This window comes from Qipengyuania sp. L-5Y (assembly GCF_056859455.1).
The window spans coordinates 1-17,589 of record NZ_JBSXOM010000014.1; the positions used below are offsets into that span (position 1 = coordinate 1).

The 17,589-nt window shown below is 61.4% G+C and carries 12 protein-coding genes; 7 read left to right on the top strand and 5 right to left on the bottom strand.

The genetic code is table 11. The features are described 5' to 3' along the window. Positions 1-465: 465 nt before the first annotated feature. The 3 genes from AC13F2_RS00765 to AC13F2_RS00775 form a co-directional block, all read right to left on the bottom strand. Entirely contained in the window at positions 466-1,857 is a 1,392-nt protein-coding gene (locus AC13F2_RS00765; protein ID WP_482964186.1) for an alpha-amylase family glycosyl hydrolase, read from the bottom strand. Next, positions 1,850-3,382: an MFS transporter gene (locus AC13F2_RS00770; protein WP_482964217.1), complete on the bottom strand. Its 1,533-nt coding sequence runs from the start codon at positions 3,380-3,382 to the stop codon at positions 1,850-1,852. Before AC13F2_RS00770 ends, AC13F2_RS00765 begins: the two co-directional genes overlap by 8 nt. A gap of 116 nt (positions 3,383-3,498) precedes the next feature. Then, positions 3,499-4,536, bottom strand: coding sequence for a LacI family DNA-binding transcriptional regulator (locus AC13F2_RS00775; protein WP_103023861.1), 1,038 nt, complete (start codon positions 4,534-4,536; stop codon positions 3,499-3,501). A 304-nt stretch (positions 4,537-4,840) separates the two neighbouring features. Between AC13F2_RS00775 and AC13F2_RS00780 the strand changes: the two genes are divergently transcribed. From AC13F2_RS00780 to AC13F2_RS00805, 6 genes are all read left to right on the top strand, one after another. Continuing rightward, complete coding sequence (locus AC13F2_RS00780) at positions 4,841-7,597, top strand: TonB-dependent receptor (RefSeq protein WP_482964187.1); 2,757 nt, start codon at positions 4,841-4,843, stop codon at positions 7,595-7,597. 116 nt (positions 7,598-7,713) lie between these two features. Further along, on the top strand, positions 7,714-9,219 hold the full coding sequence (locus AC13F2_RS00785; protein ID WP_482964188.1) for a tryptophan halogenase family protein: 1,506 nt from the start codon (positions 7,714-7,716) through the stop codon (positions 9,217-9,219). Continuing rightward, entirely contained in the window at positions 9,216-11,045 is a 1,830-nt protein-coding gene (locus AC13F2_RS00790; RefSeq protein ID WP_482964189.1) for an alpha-amylase family glycosyl hydrolase, read from the top strand. The genes AC13F2_RS00785 and AC13F2_RS00790 overlap by 4 nt, the downstream gene beginning before the upstream one ends. Continuing rightward, positions 11,042-12,667 (top strand): alpha-amylase family glycosyl hydrolase, encoded by a 1,626-nt coding sequence (locus tag AC13F2_RS00795; protein WP_482964190.1) that lies wholly within the window; start codon positions 11,042-11,044, stop codon positions 12,665-12,667. Before AC13F2_RS00790 ends, AC13F2_RS00795 begins: the two co-directional genes overlap by 4 nt. Continuing rightward, positions 12,664-14,691, top strand: coding sequence for a glycoside hydrolase family 97 protein (locus AC13F2_RS00800; protein ID WP_482964191.1), 2,028 nt, complete (start codon positions 12,664-12,666; stop codon positions 14,689-14,691). Before AC13F2_RS00795 ends, AC13F2_RS00800 begins: the two co-directional genes overlap by 4 nt. Before the next feature lie 20 nt (positions 14,692-14,711). Continuing rightward, positions 14,712-16,187: a tryptophan halogenase family protein gene (locus AC13F2_RS00805; protein WP_482964192.1), complete on the top strand. Its 1,476-nt coding sequence runs from the start codon at positions 14,712-14,714 to the stop codon at positions 16,185-16,187. Positions 16,188-16,461: 274 nt separating this feature from the next. Here AC13F2_RS00805 and AC13F2_RS00810 read toward each other — a convergent pair whose 3' ends face one another. Both AC13F2_RS00810 and AC13F2_RS00815 read right to left on the bottom strand, forming a co-directional pair. Further along, entirely contained in the window at positions 16,462-16,635 is a 174-nt protein-coding gene (locus AC13F2_RS00810; RefSeq protein ID WP_482964193.1) for a hypothetical protein, read from the bottom strand. Positions 16,636-16,712: 77 nt separating this feature from the next. Continuing rightward, complete coding sequence (locus AC13F2_RS00815) at positions 16,713-16,934, bottom strand: hypothetical protein (RefSeq protein ID WP_222827889.1); 222 nt, start codon at positions 16,932-16,934, stop codon at positions 16,713-16,715. Between the two features lie 182 nt (positions 16,935-17,116). Here AC13F2_RS00815 and AC13F2_RS00820 point away from each other — a divergent pair, with 182 nt between their 5' ends. Beyond that, entirely contained in the window at positions 17,117-17,485 is a 369-nt protein-coding gene (locus AC13F2_RS00820; RefSeq protein ID WP_482964194.1) for a PilZ domain-containing protein, read from the top strand. Positions 17,486-17,589: the final 104 nt, after the last annotated feature.

Here is a 17,589-nt window from a genome sequence, read left to right on the forward strand (position 1 = left end):
TTGTCTATTACCGGATCGATGATGACAGGCTTTCGAAGGTTGTCGATGCGGCGGGGGGACTTGGCGGGCTGTCTCCCGCACCGATACGCCACTCACGACAGCCGGCACCGGGGGTGGCCAACTTTGCCAAACTGGGGTGAATTCGTTCATCACTGGATGACGTCCAGGGTCTTCTTTATGCCCAATGGATTCGGCCCTATTTTGTGCTCTAGGTTTGTAGATTTACAATAGTGGCAGCGTCGGTGGCGTCCAGAAATGGGCCGTTTGCTGTCGGTCCGCTTTTGGCGTCTGTCACAGAGGAACCGGCCATTACGCATGCAGCAGCTTGAGACGATACGGGTAATCACTGCCGATCGGACGGCAACTCAGGTGGCATATTCACTATCAGACAGGAAAGAGCGGCCCGTTCTTCTACCGCCGAGTATCACTTGAAACGGATTCGATGGGGGACGACCGATCATGTTTTCAATTGCGGGCCAGGAGCAGATAGCCCCACCCCGGCAGGCGAAGCTCCTGCCCTTCTCGCAGGACTACTCGCTCGGGAGTGCCGAACCGCTCATAAGTCCCATCGGCAAGCGCGCTTGTGGGCGTGACCGTCACCGGCTTATCGCCGAAGTTGAAGAAGGCGACGACCCGGTTTTCGCCCGCCGTCCGGACCCATGCGAATACCCGCTCGGGACGGTCGGTTTCCAACTTGTGCATGCGTGCGCCCCATTGACCGTTGGCGAGCGCCGGATTGGCCTTGCGAAAGGCAATCAGGTTTTGGAGCAGATCGCCATAGGCACAATCTTCGCCGCGGCCCCAGTCGATGGGATCGCGTTCGAAGAATTCGAGCCTTTTAGCGTTGCAGGCTTCCATTCCGTTATGGATCAGCGGCAGGCCTTCGCCGGTGAAGGAAAGCACGGTCATCGCATCGAGTGCGGCCCCGTAATTCTCCTGCGTCGTGCCTTCCCACGCGTTGCTGTCATGGTTCTCGATATAAGTCATGCGCATGGCCTGGCGCGGCCACAGGCTCTCGTTCTCGGCATAATAGCCGTAGAAGCTGGTCGCATCGCCCTTGCCTTTCGCGACGTTCTTCGACGTGTTGTTCCAGTCCCAAGCATAGGTCGCATCGAAGGCGGCGTAGTGAAAGGCGGCCTGCTGCACCTCGCCAAGCATGAAGACTGGCTTGATCGCGTCGAGCCGCGCCCGCGCGGTCTCCCAGAAATCGAGCGGGACGTAACCCGCCACGTCGGCGCGATATCCGTCGACGCCAAACTCGCGGACCCAATATTCCATGGCCCCGCCAACATGCTCGCGCACGCCGGGCTTGGACCAGTCGAGGTCGATGATGTCGGACCAGTCCCACCAGGGGGTCGGGCGGAAGTCGCCCTTCCAGTCTTTCTCGTACCAGTCGGGATGCTGCTTCGCGAGTTCGTTGCCCCAGGCGGTGTGGTTCGCGACGAGATCGAGGATCACCTTGAAGCCCTGTGCATGCGCGGCATCGACGAAGGCGCGAAAGTCCTCCTCGGTACCCAATTCGGGGTTCACCGCGTAATAGTCCTGCACGGAATAGGGGCTGCCAAGGGTGCCCTTGCGGTGTTCCGCGCCGATCGGGTGGATCGGCATGAGCCAGAGAATATCGACGCCCAGTTCTTTGAGGCGCGGCAGTTCCTGCATGGCAGCGGCGAAGGTTCCCTCGGCTGTGAACTGGCGGGTATTGATCTGATAAAGCACCGCGTTGCGCGCCCATTCGGGATGCGCCAGTGTCACCTTGTCCTGGGCTTCCCAACCGGTCGGCGGGGAGGTGTCGGCACGCGCGTCTGTCCCGCTTGCGAGAACGGCTAGCGCCGCGGCGGTAGCGACGAGCTTATGCATGGGATTTCTCCGAAGGGATCACGGCTTTCACGCGCTGCATGGCCAGTGCCGCGATCAGCCAGCTCGCCGCCGCGAACAGCATGGTCCACACCGGCTCGCCCGGAAAGTACGCCTGCATGATGCTGCCCATGACGGTCGCGACCAGCAGCTGCGGGACAACGACGAACACGTTGAACAGGCCCATGTATATGCCAAGCTTTGCCTGCGGAAGGTTGCTGGCGAGAATGGCGTAAGGCATGGCCAGGATGCTGGCCCACGCGATGCCGATGCCCACCTCCGCCAGCAGCAATGCCCCGGCATCGCGCACGAAGAAGAACATCAAAAAGCCCGCCGCGCCAAGCGCCAGGCAAATTGAATGCGTCATGACCTGGCCGAGACGGCGGCTCATCGCCGGTAGAAGCGCAAGGGCGGCGATGGCGGCAACGCCGTTGTAGACTGTGAAGAGCACGTTCACCCAGTTTGCGCCCTCGTTGTAGGCGACGCTCGCGGTATCGGTGCTGCCGAAGACGTATTGCGTGACGATCGGCGTGGTGTTGATCCACATGATGAAAAGCGCCGACCAGCTGAAGAATTGCACCAGCGCCAGGCGTTTCATGACTTCGGGCATGCCCGAAAAGTCGCCGACGATGCTGGAAAGCATGTTGGCTGTCCGGCCCCGCTTGGCGAGTGTGATCCCGATTGCGCTCAGAAAGCCGTAGGCAACCAGCAAGGCGCCGAGCAAAAGGACTTCTTTCTCGAGCCCGAGAGCGTCGACGGCGAGGACCGCAAGCAGACCTGCAACCACCCAGAGGGTGCTGCCGACATAACTCTTGCTGGCAAGCGCGCGGACCGGCTGCGTTGGCGGATCGACCTCTCCGCTTGCAAAGGCCGCCTGCTCGTCCGGACTGTATTCCTTCGTCGTGACGATGGTCCACATGACCGCCGAGAAGAGCGCGAGGCTGCCGCCCCAGAAGCTCAACTTAACCGTATCCGGGATACCTCCGTCCGGCGCCACGTTGCTGACGCCGGCCTGTTCGAGAAGCCAGGGGAAGATCGATCCCACCACGGCACCTGCGCCGATGAAGGCTGTCTGCACCGCATAGCCGGCGGCGTGCTGATCGGCATGCAGCATGTCGCCGACAAAGGCGCGGAAGGGCTCCATCGAGATGTTGAGAGACGCATCGAGCATCCAGAGCATTGCTGCGGCGAATAACAGTGGAGCGCCGAAAGCGGGACTCAACGGCATCAGGAACAGCGCAATGGCGGACAGGATGGCCCCGGTGAGGAAATAGGGGCGGCGGCGCCCGAGGCGATTCCAGGTGCGGTCCGAAAGGTGGCCGATGATCGGCTGCACGAGCAGGCCGGTAAGCGGTGCCGCCACCCACAGTGCGGGCAGGTCGTCGATGCTCGATCCCAGCGTCTGGAAGACGCGGCTCATGTTTGAATTCTGTAGTGCGAAGCCGATCTGGATGCCGAAAAACCCGAAGCTGATATTCCACAGCCCGGCGAAATTCTGGCGCGGTTTTTCCCGCAGCGCCTGCGTCATGCGAAGTCCCTCGTCCCTGGCCACGCCGGTCTTTGTGCCCGCTGCAGCATTGCTCGTGACGAACGCTGGCACGGCGCGCTGTCCGCGCCAAGTGCGTATACGAATACGCTGGCCCGCTAAGTTCTACCGCTGCTGCCGCGCACAACCAGCTTTCCAGGGAGTTTTCGCGGGGGGAGGTCGCGTCCCTCGATCTGTGCCAGCAGCGTCTCGACAAGCGCCTGCCCCGCGCCGCGAATGTCCTGCATCACCGTGGTCAACGGGGGGGTCGTGAGGCTGGCCGCGGGGATATCGTCGAAACCGACCACCGCGACGTCCTGCGGAACGCGGCGGCCGGCCTCGGCCAGAGCCCGCATTGCGCCAATGGCGATCAAGTCGCTGGCCGCGAAAATCGCATCGAATTGTGCGCCGCTGTCGAGCAGGCCTTTCGCGGCAGTCCAGCCCTCTTCTTCGGTTGTCAGCGCATCGAACTGGAGCGCCGCGTCTTTTGCGATTCCCCCGTCCTGCATTGCTTCCAGCAACCCACGGTACCGGCCGGCAAATTCCGGATAGTGGTCGTCGGCATGGCCGAGAAAAGCAATGCGCCGTCGTCCACTCTCAATCAGGTGCCGACCGGCGAGCTTGCCGGCGGTGACGTTATCCGTCCCGACCGTGACGCCGCTCGTGTCGCTCGAAACCGAACCCCAGCGCGCGAAATGCGTGCCCTGTCGGACGAGCTGCTCCATTCTTTCGCGGTATTTGGTGTAATCGCCATAGCCCAGCAGGATCAGCCCGTCGGCACGGTGGCTGTCTTGGTACTGGACGTGCCAGTCATCCTCCATGCGCTGGAACGATATCAACAGGTCTAGACCGCGGTCGGCGCAGGCCCGGGTGATCGAGCCGAGCATCGCGAGGAAGAATGGGTTGATCATGCTCTCGTCGGGAGTCGGGTCTTCGAAAAACAGCAGCGCGATCGTATTCGACCTCTGGCTACGCAATGACGAGGCGTTCTTGTCGACCGTATAATTGAGATCGCGAGCGATGGCTTCGATCCTTGCCCGGGTATTGGCGCTGACCGATTTGTCGCCGCGGAGCGCGCGGCTCACCGTGGGCTGCGATACCCCTGCGGCATAGGCGATATCGAAACTGGTCGGCCGACCCGTCGGCTTTCGACCCATCGCTCTCCTCCTCCGGGGCAGTGCTCCCATACTATTTCGCCCGCGACCATAGGTACACGGAACGGGACAGGCAACTTGAAGCGCTCGGGTCCCGCGGGGATCGGCTATTTTGGCGAGGCTATGACAAAATTGCACCAAGCCGTGTTGCGGCGCAATCACATACGTATGCTGTCTATCGCGACTTGCCGATCCCGACATATGCCAGCGCCGTACAGGTTGTTTGCACCACGCAGGACCTGTCGAGAATTGGACTGCGGCCCAGGCAACCGAGAACGGTTCCGGGCCTTTTGGGGAGAGCTTTGAAATGGCAAATCGCAACAGATTTACCGCCACCGTCAGCATGTCGGCATTTGCCGTTTCGCTGGCCGCGATGGCGACACCGGCAGTCGCGCAGGACGTCGATCCGAACGTCGATGTCGAGGCGGAAGCGGACGCCGATGCGCAATCCGACGATGTTATCATCGTTTCCGGCTTTCGCGAGTCGCTGGCGACTTCGGTCAGCACCAAGCGCAACAGCGACCTGATCCTGGAATCGGTAACGGCAGAAGACATTGGCAAACTGCCCGACGATTCCATCGGGGAATCGATCGCCCGCCTGCCTGGCGTCACTTCGCAGCGCCTCAACGGCCGCGCAAACGTCATCGCCATTCGCGGGCTCGGCCCCGACTTCTCCCAGACGCTGCTGAACGGGCGCGAACAGACCTCGACCGGCGACAACCGGGCGGTCGAATTTGACCAATACCCTTCCGAAGTCGTCAACCAAGTCAATGTTTACAAGACACCATCGGCCAGCCTTATCGGCCAGGGCCTCGTCGGGACGATCGATGTGCGTACCATCCGTCCGCTCGAGGCAGACGAACGTATCCTAGCTGTCGGTGCGAAGGGGTCCTATGCCGATCTGGGCGCGCTCAATGCCGGGTCGAAGGAATTCGGCTACCGTGTAAATGCGACCTTTGTCGACCAGTTCGCCGACGATACGCTGGGCGTGGCGCTGGCAGCCGCCTATACCGACGAGCCCTATCAACTGCAGGAATTCAACGCTTGGGGCTATGCCGGTGACGGAACGACAGGCAATCCCTTCGTGATCGGCGGTAACAAGAGCTTCGTCACCTCCACTCAACTCAAGCGCTTCGGCGTCAACGGCACGGTGCAGTTCGAAGCCAGCCCGACTTTCATGGTTACGGTCGACGGCTTCTATTCCAACTTCGACGACGATCAGTCCAAGCGCGGAATCGAACTGCCTCTGGGCTTCAACGGTGCGCCCACGAATACCACCGTGGTCGATGGCCCATTCGGCGGTTTTGCCGAGGCGGGCACGTTCGAAAACGTCGAGGGCGTGGTTCGCAATGACGTATTCCAGCGCAAGGCCGATCTTTATTCGGGCGGCATCAATCTCGACTACCAAGGCAATGACGGCTGGAATGCCTTCTTCGATTTCGGCTATTCGCGCACCGACCGTGAAGAACTCAGCATCGAAAGCTACTCGGGTACCGGTTACGGCGCCGGAGTGGGTGCGACCGATACGATCGATTTCATCTCTGGGACAGAAGGTACCAGCTTTTCACCTACGCTCGATTACAGAGATCCGAACCTGATCGTGCTGACCGATCCGCTCGGCTGGGGCGGCGACCGGATCCAGGCGGGATATTACAATGACCGTATCGTGGAAGATGAGCTGTTCCAGTATCGTCTAGGCGTGGGCAAGGAGTTGGGTGGCTTCTTCTCCAAGATCAATTTCGGCCTCGCCTATACTGATCGATCCAAGAACCTCACTCCGGACGAATTTTTCGTGTCCCCCGCAAACGGCGCGACCGAAGTGGCCATCCCGAATAGCGCGCTGCTGCGCGAGACCGACCTTGGCTATCTCGGTCTAGGCCCGATCGTCAGCTACGATGTGCGCGACCTGATCGCGGACGGCACGCTTGTGCTCGATCCCAACCCGTCGAACGACGTTCCGGCCAAGGCCTACGGCATCACCGAAAAGCTGATGACCGCATATCTGCAGCTCGATATCGAGCAGGAAATGGGCGTGGGCGTGCTGACCGGGAATGTCGGCGTGCAGGCAATCAATACCGAACAGAATTCGACCGGTGTCGCATTCGCCGATATCGATGGCGACGGCGCGGCAGACCGCGTCGATCTTTCGCTCGGCGATAATTACTGGGACGTCCTGCCCAGTGCCAACCTGTCTCTGCGCACGGATAGTGGATGGGTGTTCCGTGTGGCCGCCAGCCGCCAGATCCAGCGCCCGCAACTCGACGACCTGCGTGTCGCCATCAGCTACGGCATCAATAACAATGCGGGTGAAAGTCCGACGGGCGAAGCGCCCTTCATCAGTGGCGGCGGCGGTAATCCGCTGTTGCGCCCCTATCGTGCCAATGCTGTCGATTTGAATATAGAAAAATATTTCGCCGGGGGCGCCGGGGTGATCGCGGCGCAGGTCTTCTACAAGGATCTGGTCAGCTATATTGACGGGTCTCGCGTGATCTTCGACTACGCGCCGTTCCCGCAGCCGGCCGGGCAGACCCCGGCCACCACGATCGGTTTCCTCGATTCCGAAGTGAACACGGGCGGCGGCAATTTCTACGGCGTCGAACTGGCCGCGACGGTGCCGTTCGATGTCTTCACCGGTGCGCTCAACGGCTTCGGCGTTACCGGCGGGGCGGGCTACACGAAGACCAAGGTCGAGAATGCGAACGGCGATACCGACCAGATCCCGGGATATTCCGAATGGGTCGCCAACGGCACGCTCTATTACGATCTCAACGGCTTCAGCGCGCGCGGCAGCGTGCGGTACCGGTCCGAGTTCCTGGCCGACTTTACCGGTTTCGGAGGATCGCCGACACGCCGCCTGGCGCGAGCGGAAACCATCTTCGATGCGCAGATCGGTTACGAATTCCAGTCGGGTAGCGCGCTCGAAGGCCTTTCGCTCTACATCCAGGGCCAGAATTTGACCAATGCACCTTTCGTTTCGCAGTTTGACGTGCCCGAACCACGCGCGGTAATCGACTATCAGGAATACGGCCGCCGTTTCCTGGCCGGGTTCACGTACAAGTTCTAGTGTTTCTCCCGGAAAGGGCGGCGCGGTTCCGCGCGGCCATGCCGCCCTATCCTTTCCAAGGTTTCGCAGGCAAACGCGCCGCCACACCTTGCCGTCTCGGGAAACAGGGTTGAGCCGTGAATGACAATCGCACCTTTCGTATCCTGATCGCCGGCGGCGGGACCGCTGGCTGGATGGCGGCGGCATTGCTGGCCCGGTTCCTGCCTCCGGACTACCGGGTCGCGCTGGTCGAAAGCGAGGCAATCGGCACGGTCGGCGTTGGCGAAGCGACGATCCCGCAGATCCGCCATTTCAACCAGGCGCTGGGCATCGACGAGGCCGAGTTCCTGCGCGAGACCAAAGGCAGCTTCAAGCTCGGCATCGCGTTTGATGGCTGGCGCGGTGAAGGCCAAAGCTACATGCACGCGTTCGGCCCGGTCGGTCAGTCGTCGGGCCTCATCGCTTTTCGCCATTACTGGCTGCGCGCCAAGGCGCTGGGCCATGCGAAGGACCTGGCGCTTTATTCGCCCAATGAGGTGGCCGCGCGCAATCTGCGCATGCCAGGGCCGGGCGGGGCCTACTTGCCTTACGCCTACCACTTCGACGCCTCGCTCTATGCCACTTTCCTGCGCCATTATGCCGAAACGCGGGGTGCCGTGCGCACCGAAGGCGTGATCGAGCGGGTGGAGCGCGACGGCGAAACCGGAGATATTGCGGCACTCGTGCTGGATGGCGACCGCCGCATGGAAGCCGATTTCTTCATCGACTGCACCGGTTTTCGCGCGCTTCTGATCGAGGGGGCGATGGAGGCCGGGTTCGATGACTGGTCGAACCTGCTGCCCTGCGACCGCGCCCTCGCGGTGCCTTGCGCCAGCGGCGGTGATTTCACCCCCTACACCCGCGCGGTGGCGCGCAAGGCCGGCTGGCAGTGGCGCATTCCGCTGCAGCACCGGATCGGAAACGGCTACGTCTTCAGTTCGCAATTCTGCAGCGAGGCCGATGCGGCCGATACGCTCCTGGCCAATCTGGACGGAAGTCCCGATGGGACCCCGCGTCTGCTGAGCTTCACCACCGGCAAGCGGCGGCGGCAATGGATTGGCAATTGCCTGGCACTGGGGCTGGCTGCGGGATTCATGGAACCGCTCGAATCTACCAGTATCCACCTGGTGCAAAGCGCGCTTGCCCGGTTTCTGCAACTTCTGCCCGCCGGCAGGTCCACGCCGTCTACGATCGACCATTTCAATGCACAGGCCGATTTCGAATGGAGCCGCGTGCGGGATTTTCTCGTTCTCCATTACTGGGCTAACGGGCGCGAAGGCGATCCCTTCTGGGATGCCATGCGCGCGCTCGACCTGCCTGCCGCCTTGCAGGCCAAGATCGACCAGTGGCGCGATACGGGCCACATCCATCGCGAGCATGAGGAACTGTTTACCGAGGTCGCCTGGTTCCAGGTTTTCGCTGGACAGGGCGTCTTGGCCAATCACTACAATCCGCTGGCCGATGCCATGGCCGAACAGGACCTCCTCGATTTTCTGGCATCGCAGGAGCGCCAGCTCGAGCAGGCCGCTGCCGCCATGCCGCACCACGCAGATACGCTGGGCAGGTTGATGGCCCGTCCCGCCAAAAGGAACACTGCCGCATGATCCGTTTCGTCCTCCCGCTGCTTACGCTCGGTCTTGCGTCCGTCTCGCCTGCGCAGGCTCAGGACAATGCCGGCGAAACGAACTTTCGGGGCCGCCCGCCGTCCGAAGAGATCGTCTACTTCGTGCTTCCGGACCGCTTCGAGAATGGCGATCCCTCCAACGATCGGGGGGATTTCGTGGGGGACCGTCTGGAGACGGGTTACGACCCCGAACATAAGGGGTTCTTCCATGGGGGTGACCTGAAAGGCCTGACGCAGCGGCTCGATTATCTCGATCGGCTGGGCGTAACGGCCATCTGGTTTGCGCCGATTTTCCAGAACAAGCCGGTACAGGGCCCCGAAGGCAATGAGAGTGCCGGGTATCACGGCTATTGGGTAACCGACTTCACACGGCCCGACGGCCATTTCGGCTCGCGTGCCGAGTTCAAGTCCTTCGTCGACGCTGCGCATGCGCGCGGAATGAAAGTCTACATGGACATCATCACCAACCACACCGCCGACGTAATCCGCTATGCCGAGGGTGATGCGACGGACTATGTCTATCGCAGCAAGGGGGACTTTCCCTATTCGCGGTGGGGCGGCGTGGATGGCGCGCCGGTCAATCCGGGTTTCATGGGCGACGAAGACCGTAGCGCAGGCAATTTCGCCAGGCTGACGGACCCGTCCTATGCCTACACGCCGGTGGTCCCGACGGATGAAGCGGAGAGCAAGGTTCCCGACTGGCTGAACGATACGATCTACTACCACAACCGCGGCGACACGACCTTTACCGGCGAGAGCAGCCGGTTCGGCGATTTCGCAGGTCTCGACGATCTGTTCACCGAACACCCGCGTGTCGTCGAAGGGATGATCGAAATCTACGCAAACTGGATCCGCGATTTCGGGATCGACGGGTTCCGCGTCGACACCGCGCGGCATGTGAACCCGGAATTCTGGCAGGCCTTCGTTCCGGCCATGCTGAAAACCGCCGACGATGCAGGAATTCCCAACTTCCACATTTTCGGCGAGGTCTACCGCGACACACCCGACAATGGGTATATCGCGCAATATACGCGGCGCGATGGCTTCCCCGCCGTGCTCGATTTCGCCTTCGCACAGGCGCTGCGCGAAACCGTGGGCCAGGGCAAGGGCACGAATATCCTGACAGAAATGTTCGATGGCGATGTGCTGTATGAAGGCGGCGAAGAGGCCGCGCTCGCATTACCGACCTTCCTCGGCAATCATGACATGGGCCGTTTCTCGACCCTCGTGAAGGCGGATTGGCCCGAGATCGGGCAGGAGGAACTGCTCGCGCGGGTAAAGCTTGCGCATGCGATGCTACTGACCCTGCGGGGCAGCCCGGTCATCTATTACGGCGACGAACAAGGCTTCGTCGGCGATGGTAACGATCAGGCCGCGCGCGAGGACATGTTCCCCTCCCGCACGGCCAGCTACAACGACAACGACCTGATCGGCACCGATGCAACCACGGCGCAAAGCAATTTCGACGAAAGCCACCCCCTGTTCGAACTGATTGCGCAGTTCTCCGCCATACGCCGCGCGAATCCGGCGCTTTCGCGCGGGAGGCAGGTTGTGCGGCACTACGATCAGGAACCGGGCATCTTTGCCGTGAGTCGCTTCGACCCGGACACGGGCGAGGAATATCTGGCAGCTTTCAATACCTCCGATGCAGAACGCAGTGCCAACATCGTCGTCGGCTACGATGCCCGCAGCTTCGACGAACTGGCCGGTACGTGCCCGGCGAAGGTTTCCGCCCCGGGGAGCGCCGCGCTGACGCTGCCCGCCTTCGGCTGGGCCGTATGCCGCGTGTCGGAGGTGGCAGAATGAACCGCGCCGACGCATTCGAGGCTGTTGCCGCCCCGGCAACCGATCGGCCCTGGTGGAAGGGTGCGGCAATCTACCAGATCTATCCGCGCAGCTTTCAGGATTCCAACGGTGACGGGATCGGCGATCTGCCCGGTATCACGCGGCGCTTGGGACATGTCGCCTCGCTCGGCGTCGATGCCATCTGGATTTCGCCCTTCTTCACTTCGCCGATGAAGGACTTCGGCTACGATGTTGCAGACTATTGCGACGTCGATCCGATCTTCGGCACGCTGGCGGATTTCGACACGCTTATCGCACGCGCGCATGCGCTTGGGCTCAGGGTGCTGATCGATCAGGTCTATTCGCATACATCGGACGAGCATCCGTGGTTCGTCGAAAGCCGGTCGAGCCGGACCAGCCCGAAAGCGGACTGGTTCGTGTGGGCCGATGCCAAGCCCGATGGATCGCCGCCGTCCAACTGGCAGTCGGTCTTCGGTGGCCCCGCCTGGACCTGGGATGCACGGCGCGGTCAGTACTACCTGCACAATTTCCTGAATTCGCAGCCGCAGGTGAACATGCACAATCGCGAGGTGCAGGATGCCATGCTTGCAGCGATGCGGTTCTGGCTTGATCGCGGGGTCGATGGCTTCCGCATCGATGCGCTGAACTTCGCAATGCACGACCCGGAATTGCGCGACAATCCGCCTGCTCCGGCAACCGACAGGCCGCGCTCGCGACCGTTCGATTTCCAGCTCAAGAAGTACAACATGTCGCATCCCGACATCCCGACTTTCATCGCGCGGATCCGCGCGCTGACCGACGCTTACGACGGGATTTTCACCGTTGCCGAAGTCGGCGGGGACGAGGCCGAGGTGGAAATGAAGGCTTTCACCCGGGGCGAGAAGCATCTCAACTCGGCCTACGGCTTCAACTTCCTCTATGCCGAAGAACTGACGCCCGGCTCGATTTGCGCCGCGCTGGCCGAATGGCCGGACGAGGAGGGTGTAGGCTGGCCGAGCTGGGCATTCGAAAACCATGATGCGCCCCGTGCCGTCAGCCGCTGGTGGAAGCCGGCCCAGCGCGCCGATGCGGCGCGGATGAAGATGATGCTCCTCGCCTGCCTGCGCGGGAACATCATCCTCTATTACGGCGAGGAACTGGGCCTGACACAGGTCGATATTCCGTTCGAACAGCTCCACGACCCAGAAGCCATTGCCAACTGGCCACTTACGCTCAGCCGTGATGGCGCACGAACACCGATGCCCTGGGATGCATCATCCGCACATTCGGGATTTACCGAGGGCGAACCCTGGCTGCCCGTCGGTAACGACAATGCTGCGCGTTCGGTCGAGATGCAGGAGGGGGACGATGCCTCGCTCCTCCACCATACCCGCGCAATGCTGAGCCTGCGGCGCGCAACCCCCGCACTGCATCACGGCGCAGTCGTGCGCTGCGAAACTGTCGGCGGTCTGTTCGTTATCGAACGCCGCGCACAAAACCAGACCGTTCGCTGCCTGTTCAATCTGGCGCCCAGGACGGCTGCGGCGCCCGGCGACCTTGCGACCGGATCTGTGCTGGCCGCCATCAACGGGGCGACTTCGGCCAACCTGCCCCCCCTCAGCGCCATGGTGATCGAATTATGAAATTCCTGCCCTTCCTCGCCTTCCTTGCCATGATGTTTGGCGCACCTGCGCTGGCCGAAGAAGTCGTGGCTTCGCCCGATGGCACCATCACCGTCACGGTCGATGTCAACGGCGAGGGCCGGCCTTTCTACCGCATCGACAAGGGAGGCAACGCCGTCTTCACGGAAAGCCGGCTCGGTTTCCTGCTGACCGATCAGGACAAGCTCGAACGGCGCCTCGCCATTACCGGCGCGACGCGGGCAAGCCATGACGAAACATGGGAACAGCCATGGGGCGAGCAACGCTTCGTTCGCGATCATCACAACGAACTGACCGTCCGGTTCGAGGAGGAGAGCGACGAAAAGCGGCGTTTCGGCGTGACCTTCCGCGTGTTCGACGATGCAGTCGCCTTTCGCTATGTCTTTGACGACCGGAGCATGGGTGAGACACTGCGGGTCGCCGATGAGCTGACCGAATTCAATCTCGCGCAGGACGGCACGGCCTGGTGGATTCCCGGTGGCGAGTGGAATCGCTACGAATATCTCTACGAAGAAACGCCGATCGACGCGGTGTCGATGGCGCACACGCCGATCACCTTCCGCATGGACGATGGCACGCATGTTGCCATTCACGAGGCTGCGCTGGTCGATTTCGCAGGGATGTGGATCAAGCGCACCACCGGGACCAATTTCCGTGCAACACTGGCGCCCACGGGTTCAGGCGCGGCACGTGCCGAACGCGACCTGCCCTTTGCAACGCCATGGCGCACGATCCGCGTCGCCGACGATGCCGCGGGCCTTGCCGAGAGCCTCGTGGAGCTCAACCTCAACGAGCCGAATAGGCTCGGTGACGTCAGCTGGTTCAAACCGCACAAATATGTCGGCGTATGGTGGTCGCTCCACCTCGAGGAGGAAACCTGGGGTTCGGGCCCGAAGCACGGTGCCACCACCGAGAACGTGATGCGCTACATCGACTTCGCTGCGGAAAACGGGTTCAAGGGCGTGCTGGTCGAAGGCTGGAATATCGGATGGGACGGAAACTGGTTCTTCAATGGCAGCGAATTCAGTTTCACCGAAAGCTATTCCGATTACGACTTTGAGGAACTTGCTCGCTACGCTGCCGAAAAGGGCGTGCCGATCGTCGGCCATCACGAGACCAGCGGAGATGTCGGCAATTACGAAAGCCAGCTCGAAGCCGGGCTCGACCTGATGGCCGCACGCGGGGTGAAGACCATCAAGTCCGGCTACGTCACCGACGCCTGCAACCTGCGCTACGTGCATTCCGATGGTCACGAGACGCGCGAATGCACCGAAAGCCAGGTGATGCAGCGCCACCACCTGAAAGTCGTGACCGAAGCGGCGAAGCGCAAAATCGCGATGAATCCGCACGAGCCGGTCAAGGATACCGGGCTGCGGCGCACCTATCCCAACTGGGTCAGCCGCGAGGGTGCGCGGGGCATGGAATTCAACGCCTGGGGCGTTCCGGCGAACGGTCCGGACCATATCCCGACCATGGTTTTCACCCGCCTGCTGTCAGGCCCGATGGATTATACGCCGGGGATCCTCAGCCTGGAGGGCCGCGGCCAACCCCTTCAAATGACCATGGCGCGCGCGCTGGCCGAATATGTTCTGGTCTACTCCCCGATCCAGATGGTCGCCGATCTGCCCGAGCACTATGCCGAGCACAAGGATGCCTTCCAGTTCATCAAGGACGTCCCGGCCGACTGGGCCGAAAGCCGCATCCTCGAAGGCGAGGTGGGCGACTACGTCGTTACCGCACGCAAGGACCGCAACAGCGCGGAGTGGTATATCGGTGGCGGCACCGATGCGAGCGAGCGCTCGGTCTCGCTGGCGCTCGATTTCCTCGATCCGGGCAAGTCCTATCGCGCCGAAATCTACCGCGATGCGGCAACGGCGCATTTCGAAGGACCCACCCGCTTCGATATCGTCATCGAGCAACGCGACCTGACCGCGACCGATCGCCTCGACCTGCGCATGGCTCCCGGTGGCGGTTTTGCCGTGCGGCTGGTACCGATCGAGGGGTGACGGAAAGCAAACCTCCACACGTGGTAGTGCTGGGTGGGGGCAGCGCGGGCTGGATAACCGCCTGCCTGCTGCACCACCGTTGGCATTCGCGCGGCGGACAGGTCACCGTCGTCGAAAGTCCCGAAATCGGGATAATCGGCGTCGGAGAGGGATCGACTCCGCAGCTGAAAGCTTTCTTCGACCATCTCGGCATCGACGAGGCCGACTGGATGGCCGCGTGCGATGCCACCTACAAGCTGGGTATCCGCTTTACCGGCTGGAGCGAGCATCCGGGTTTCGAGAGCTATTTCCACCCCTTTCCGGGGCCCGTCGACCTGCATACCGAACCGGGTTTCGTACATAATTGCGCGCTTCGCCGGCGGGGTTTCGATGTGCCCGCCCATCCCGACGACTGGTTTCTCGCCAAGGTCCTGGCGGAAGAACACAGGGGCCCGCACCCGCGGGACAACTTCCCCTTCATGCCAAGTTACGGCTACCACTTCGATGCGCACAAGCTGGGTCAGTTCCTCCGCGACTGGGCGACCGAACGCGGCGTATTGCACCGGCCCCTCAAGGTGACCGATGTGGAGCAGGATGCCCAGACCGAGATCGCCGCGCTCCTCTGCGAGGACGGGACACGGATCGAGGGCGACATCTTCGTCGATTGCTCCGGCTTCCGCTCGGTCCTCGCGCAACAGACGGTGGGTGCACAGTTCATTCCGTTCGGCGACAACCTGTTCAACGATCGCGCGGTGGTTCTGCCTTCTGCGCATAGTGCCCGCTTCAAGCCGCAGACCGACAGTATCGCGATGCGCGCCGGATGGCGGTGGTCGATCCCGCTGACGACGCGGGTCGGCAATGGCTACGTCTATTCATCGAAATACGTATCTGACGAAGACGCCGAAGCGGAATTGCGCGAAGCGATTGGGATGCAGGACGAGGGCGAAGCGCGTATTCTGGAGATGCGGGTTGGTCGGATCGCCGAGAGCTGGACCGGCAATTGTCTCGCTGCCGGCCTGTCGCAAGGCTTCATCGAGCCACTCGAAGCGACCGCGTTGCACATCGTCATCGCCACTGCGCTCGATTTTGCCGATGCCTACGAGAAGGGCGGCTACGGGTCAGCGCATCGCGATATGTTCAACCAGCGTATCGCTGCCAAGTACGAAGGGATCCGCGACTACATCGTCGCGCACTACCGGCTTAACCAGCGCAGCGACACGCAATACTGGCGAGACAATGCGGCCAACGACGCGCTGTCGGAGAATCTGAAAGGCATGATTACCGCTTGGTTCACCCATAAGGACCTGCGCGAGGTCAACCTGCGCCAACACGATGGCAATCCGCACTATGCGAGTATGAGCTGGCATGCGTTGTTCGCCGGTTACGGCACCTTCCCACCCGAAGCGAAAATGGTGCCAACTCCCACCGGGCTGGTAACGGCAGAGGTAGATCATACGCGTAGAATGCTCTCCGCGTGTGCGACCAATTTTTTGAGGTATGCTCCCCTGTCAGACTAACCAGCCGACCAAGGCTGAAGCCGCTTTTTGGTCCGCTAGATATGCGAAACGCCAATTCTGTATGACTGCTTGCGGGACTCTTGGATAGTTCCTGATACGGTCGAAATGAGGGCGCAAAGCTGCCGTTATGAGGGTAGGGAAACCAGGATTTCCCAATAATTCCAGTGCCCATCATATTCATGTCGGGTGCGCCAATTGAACATGCACCCTTGTCGATTTCTGCCACTCTGGTGTGGCACCTGAAGGTCTTCGGCCGGTGGAGGCCGAAATCGGATCAGGCTGGTTTAATGCCTCGGTCCGGATAATCTTCCGGATCAGCCTTGCTCTGGTTCTTTAGAGCTTGCCGGTCTTCCTCTTTCAGTGCCGGATTCTTGTCACTCTTTTCATGTTTGGGATGTCGTTCTTTTGCGCCACCCTCATCGGGATGCTTGCGATTATCTTGGCCCATGCCTCGCTCTCCGCCTTGTCTATCCACCTTCATCGGTAAAGCGGGCGCCCATCAGGGCGCCCGCTCAATGTCGCTTGTCAACGACGGTGTCTGCTGGCAGCGCCGGTCGCCGGCTCCGACCCTCGTGATAGGTCCTTGCCGCCCGGCGTGTGTCCGCTCCGCTGGATCTGGCCCTCGTCCGCGTCCTTGCGTGGATCGCGCGTCTCGCCTTCGCGCGGCCCCGTTCGTTCGGGCTCGCCCGGCACATTCGATTTCGTCTGTGTCACATTGCGGGAATCGTTGGGTTCATACTCGCCCATGATCTTTCCTTTCTCCGATTGCTCTCTAGCTGAAGAGCGATTGGGAAGTTGGTTAAGTTCCAATCAAACGGTCCGCGGCGGAGTTGGCGCCCGGAACTGGGAGCATTCGATGCCAGAAGGTAGGCATAATTGCTTAGGCTAACGCTAGGCTGCGCCTAACCAGACAAGAGTACAGGGCAATCATGGCTTGGCTTTGGGATCGCACTCCGAAAGAGACCGAGAGGTCCCAGCGCAAGATGGTATCCATGCCAGTCAAAATGCGATCCGGTGATGGATGGCAGGATATTCTGATTGTGAACGTGTCCGAAAGCGGCCTGTTGCTGAAGGCCGTGATCACGCCAGCCTTGGGCGATTGCGTTGAGATCCGACATCGCAGTCTTTCCATTCGCGGTGAGGTGGTGCGTACGGCGCATCGCCGCTTTGCAATCCATGCGTTCGAGCCGATCGATCTCGACACTTTGCTGGCAAAGGCTGCAATCAGGGTGCGAAGTGACGGACGTTTTCTCGCGCCAGTAGAAGGCGATCCCTGGCACTGGCGCCGAAACCGTTGATCAATCGCATAAATTTTCTCATGCGCAATTTAGCTAGGCTCCGGGATTGCTGGGAGTAAGCACGGTCGGCAGTGACAGTGCCGGTCGACAACCTTGGCTCCTCC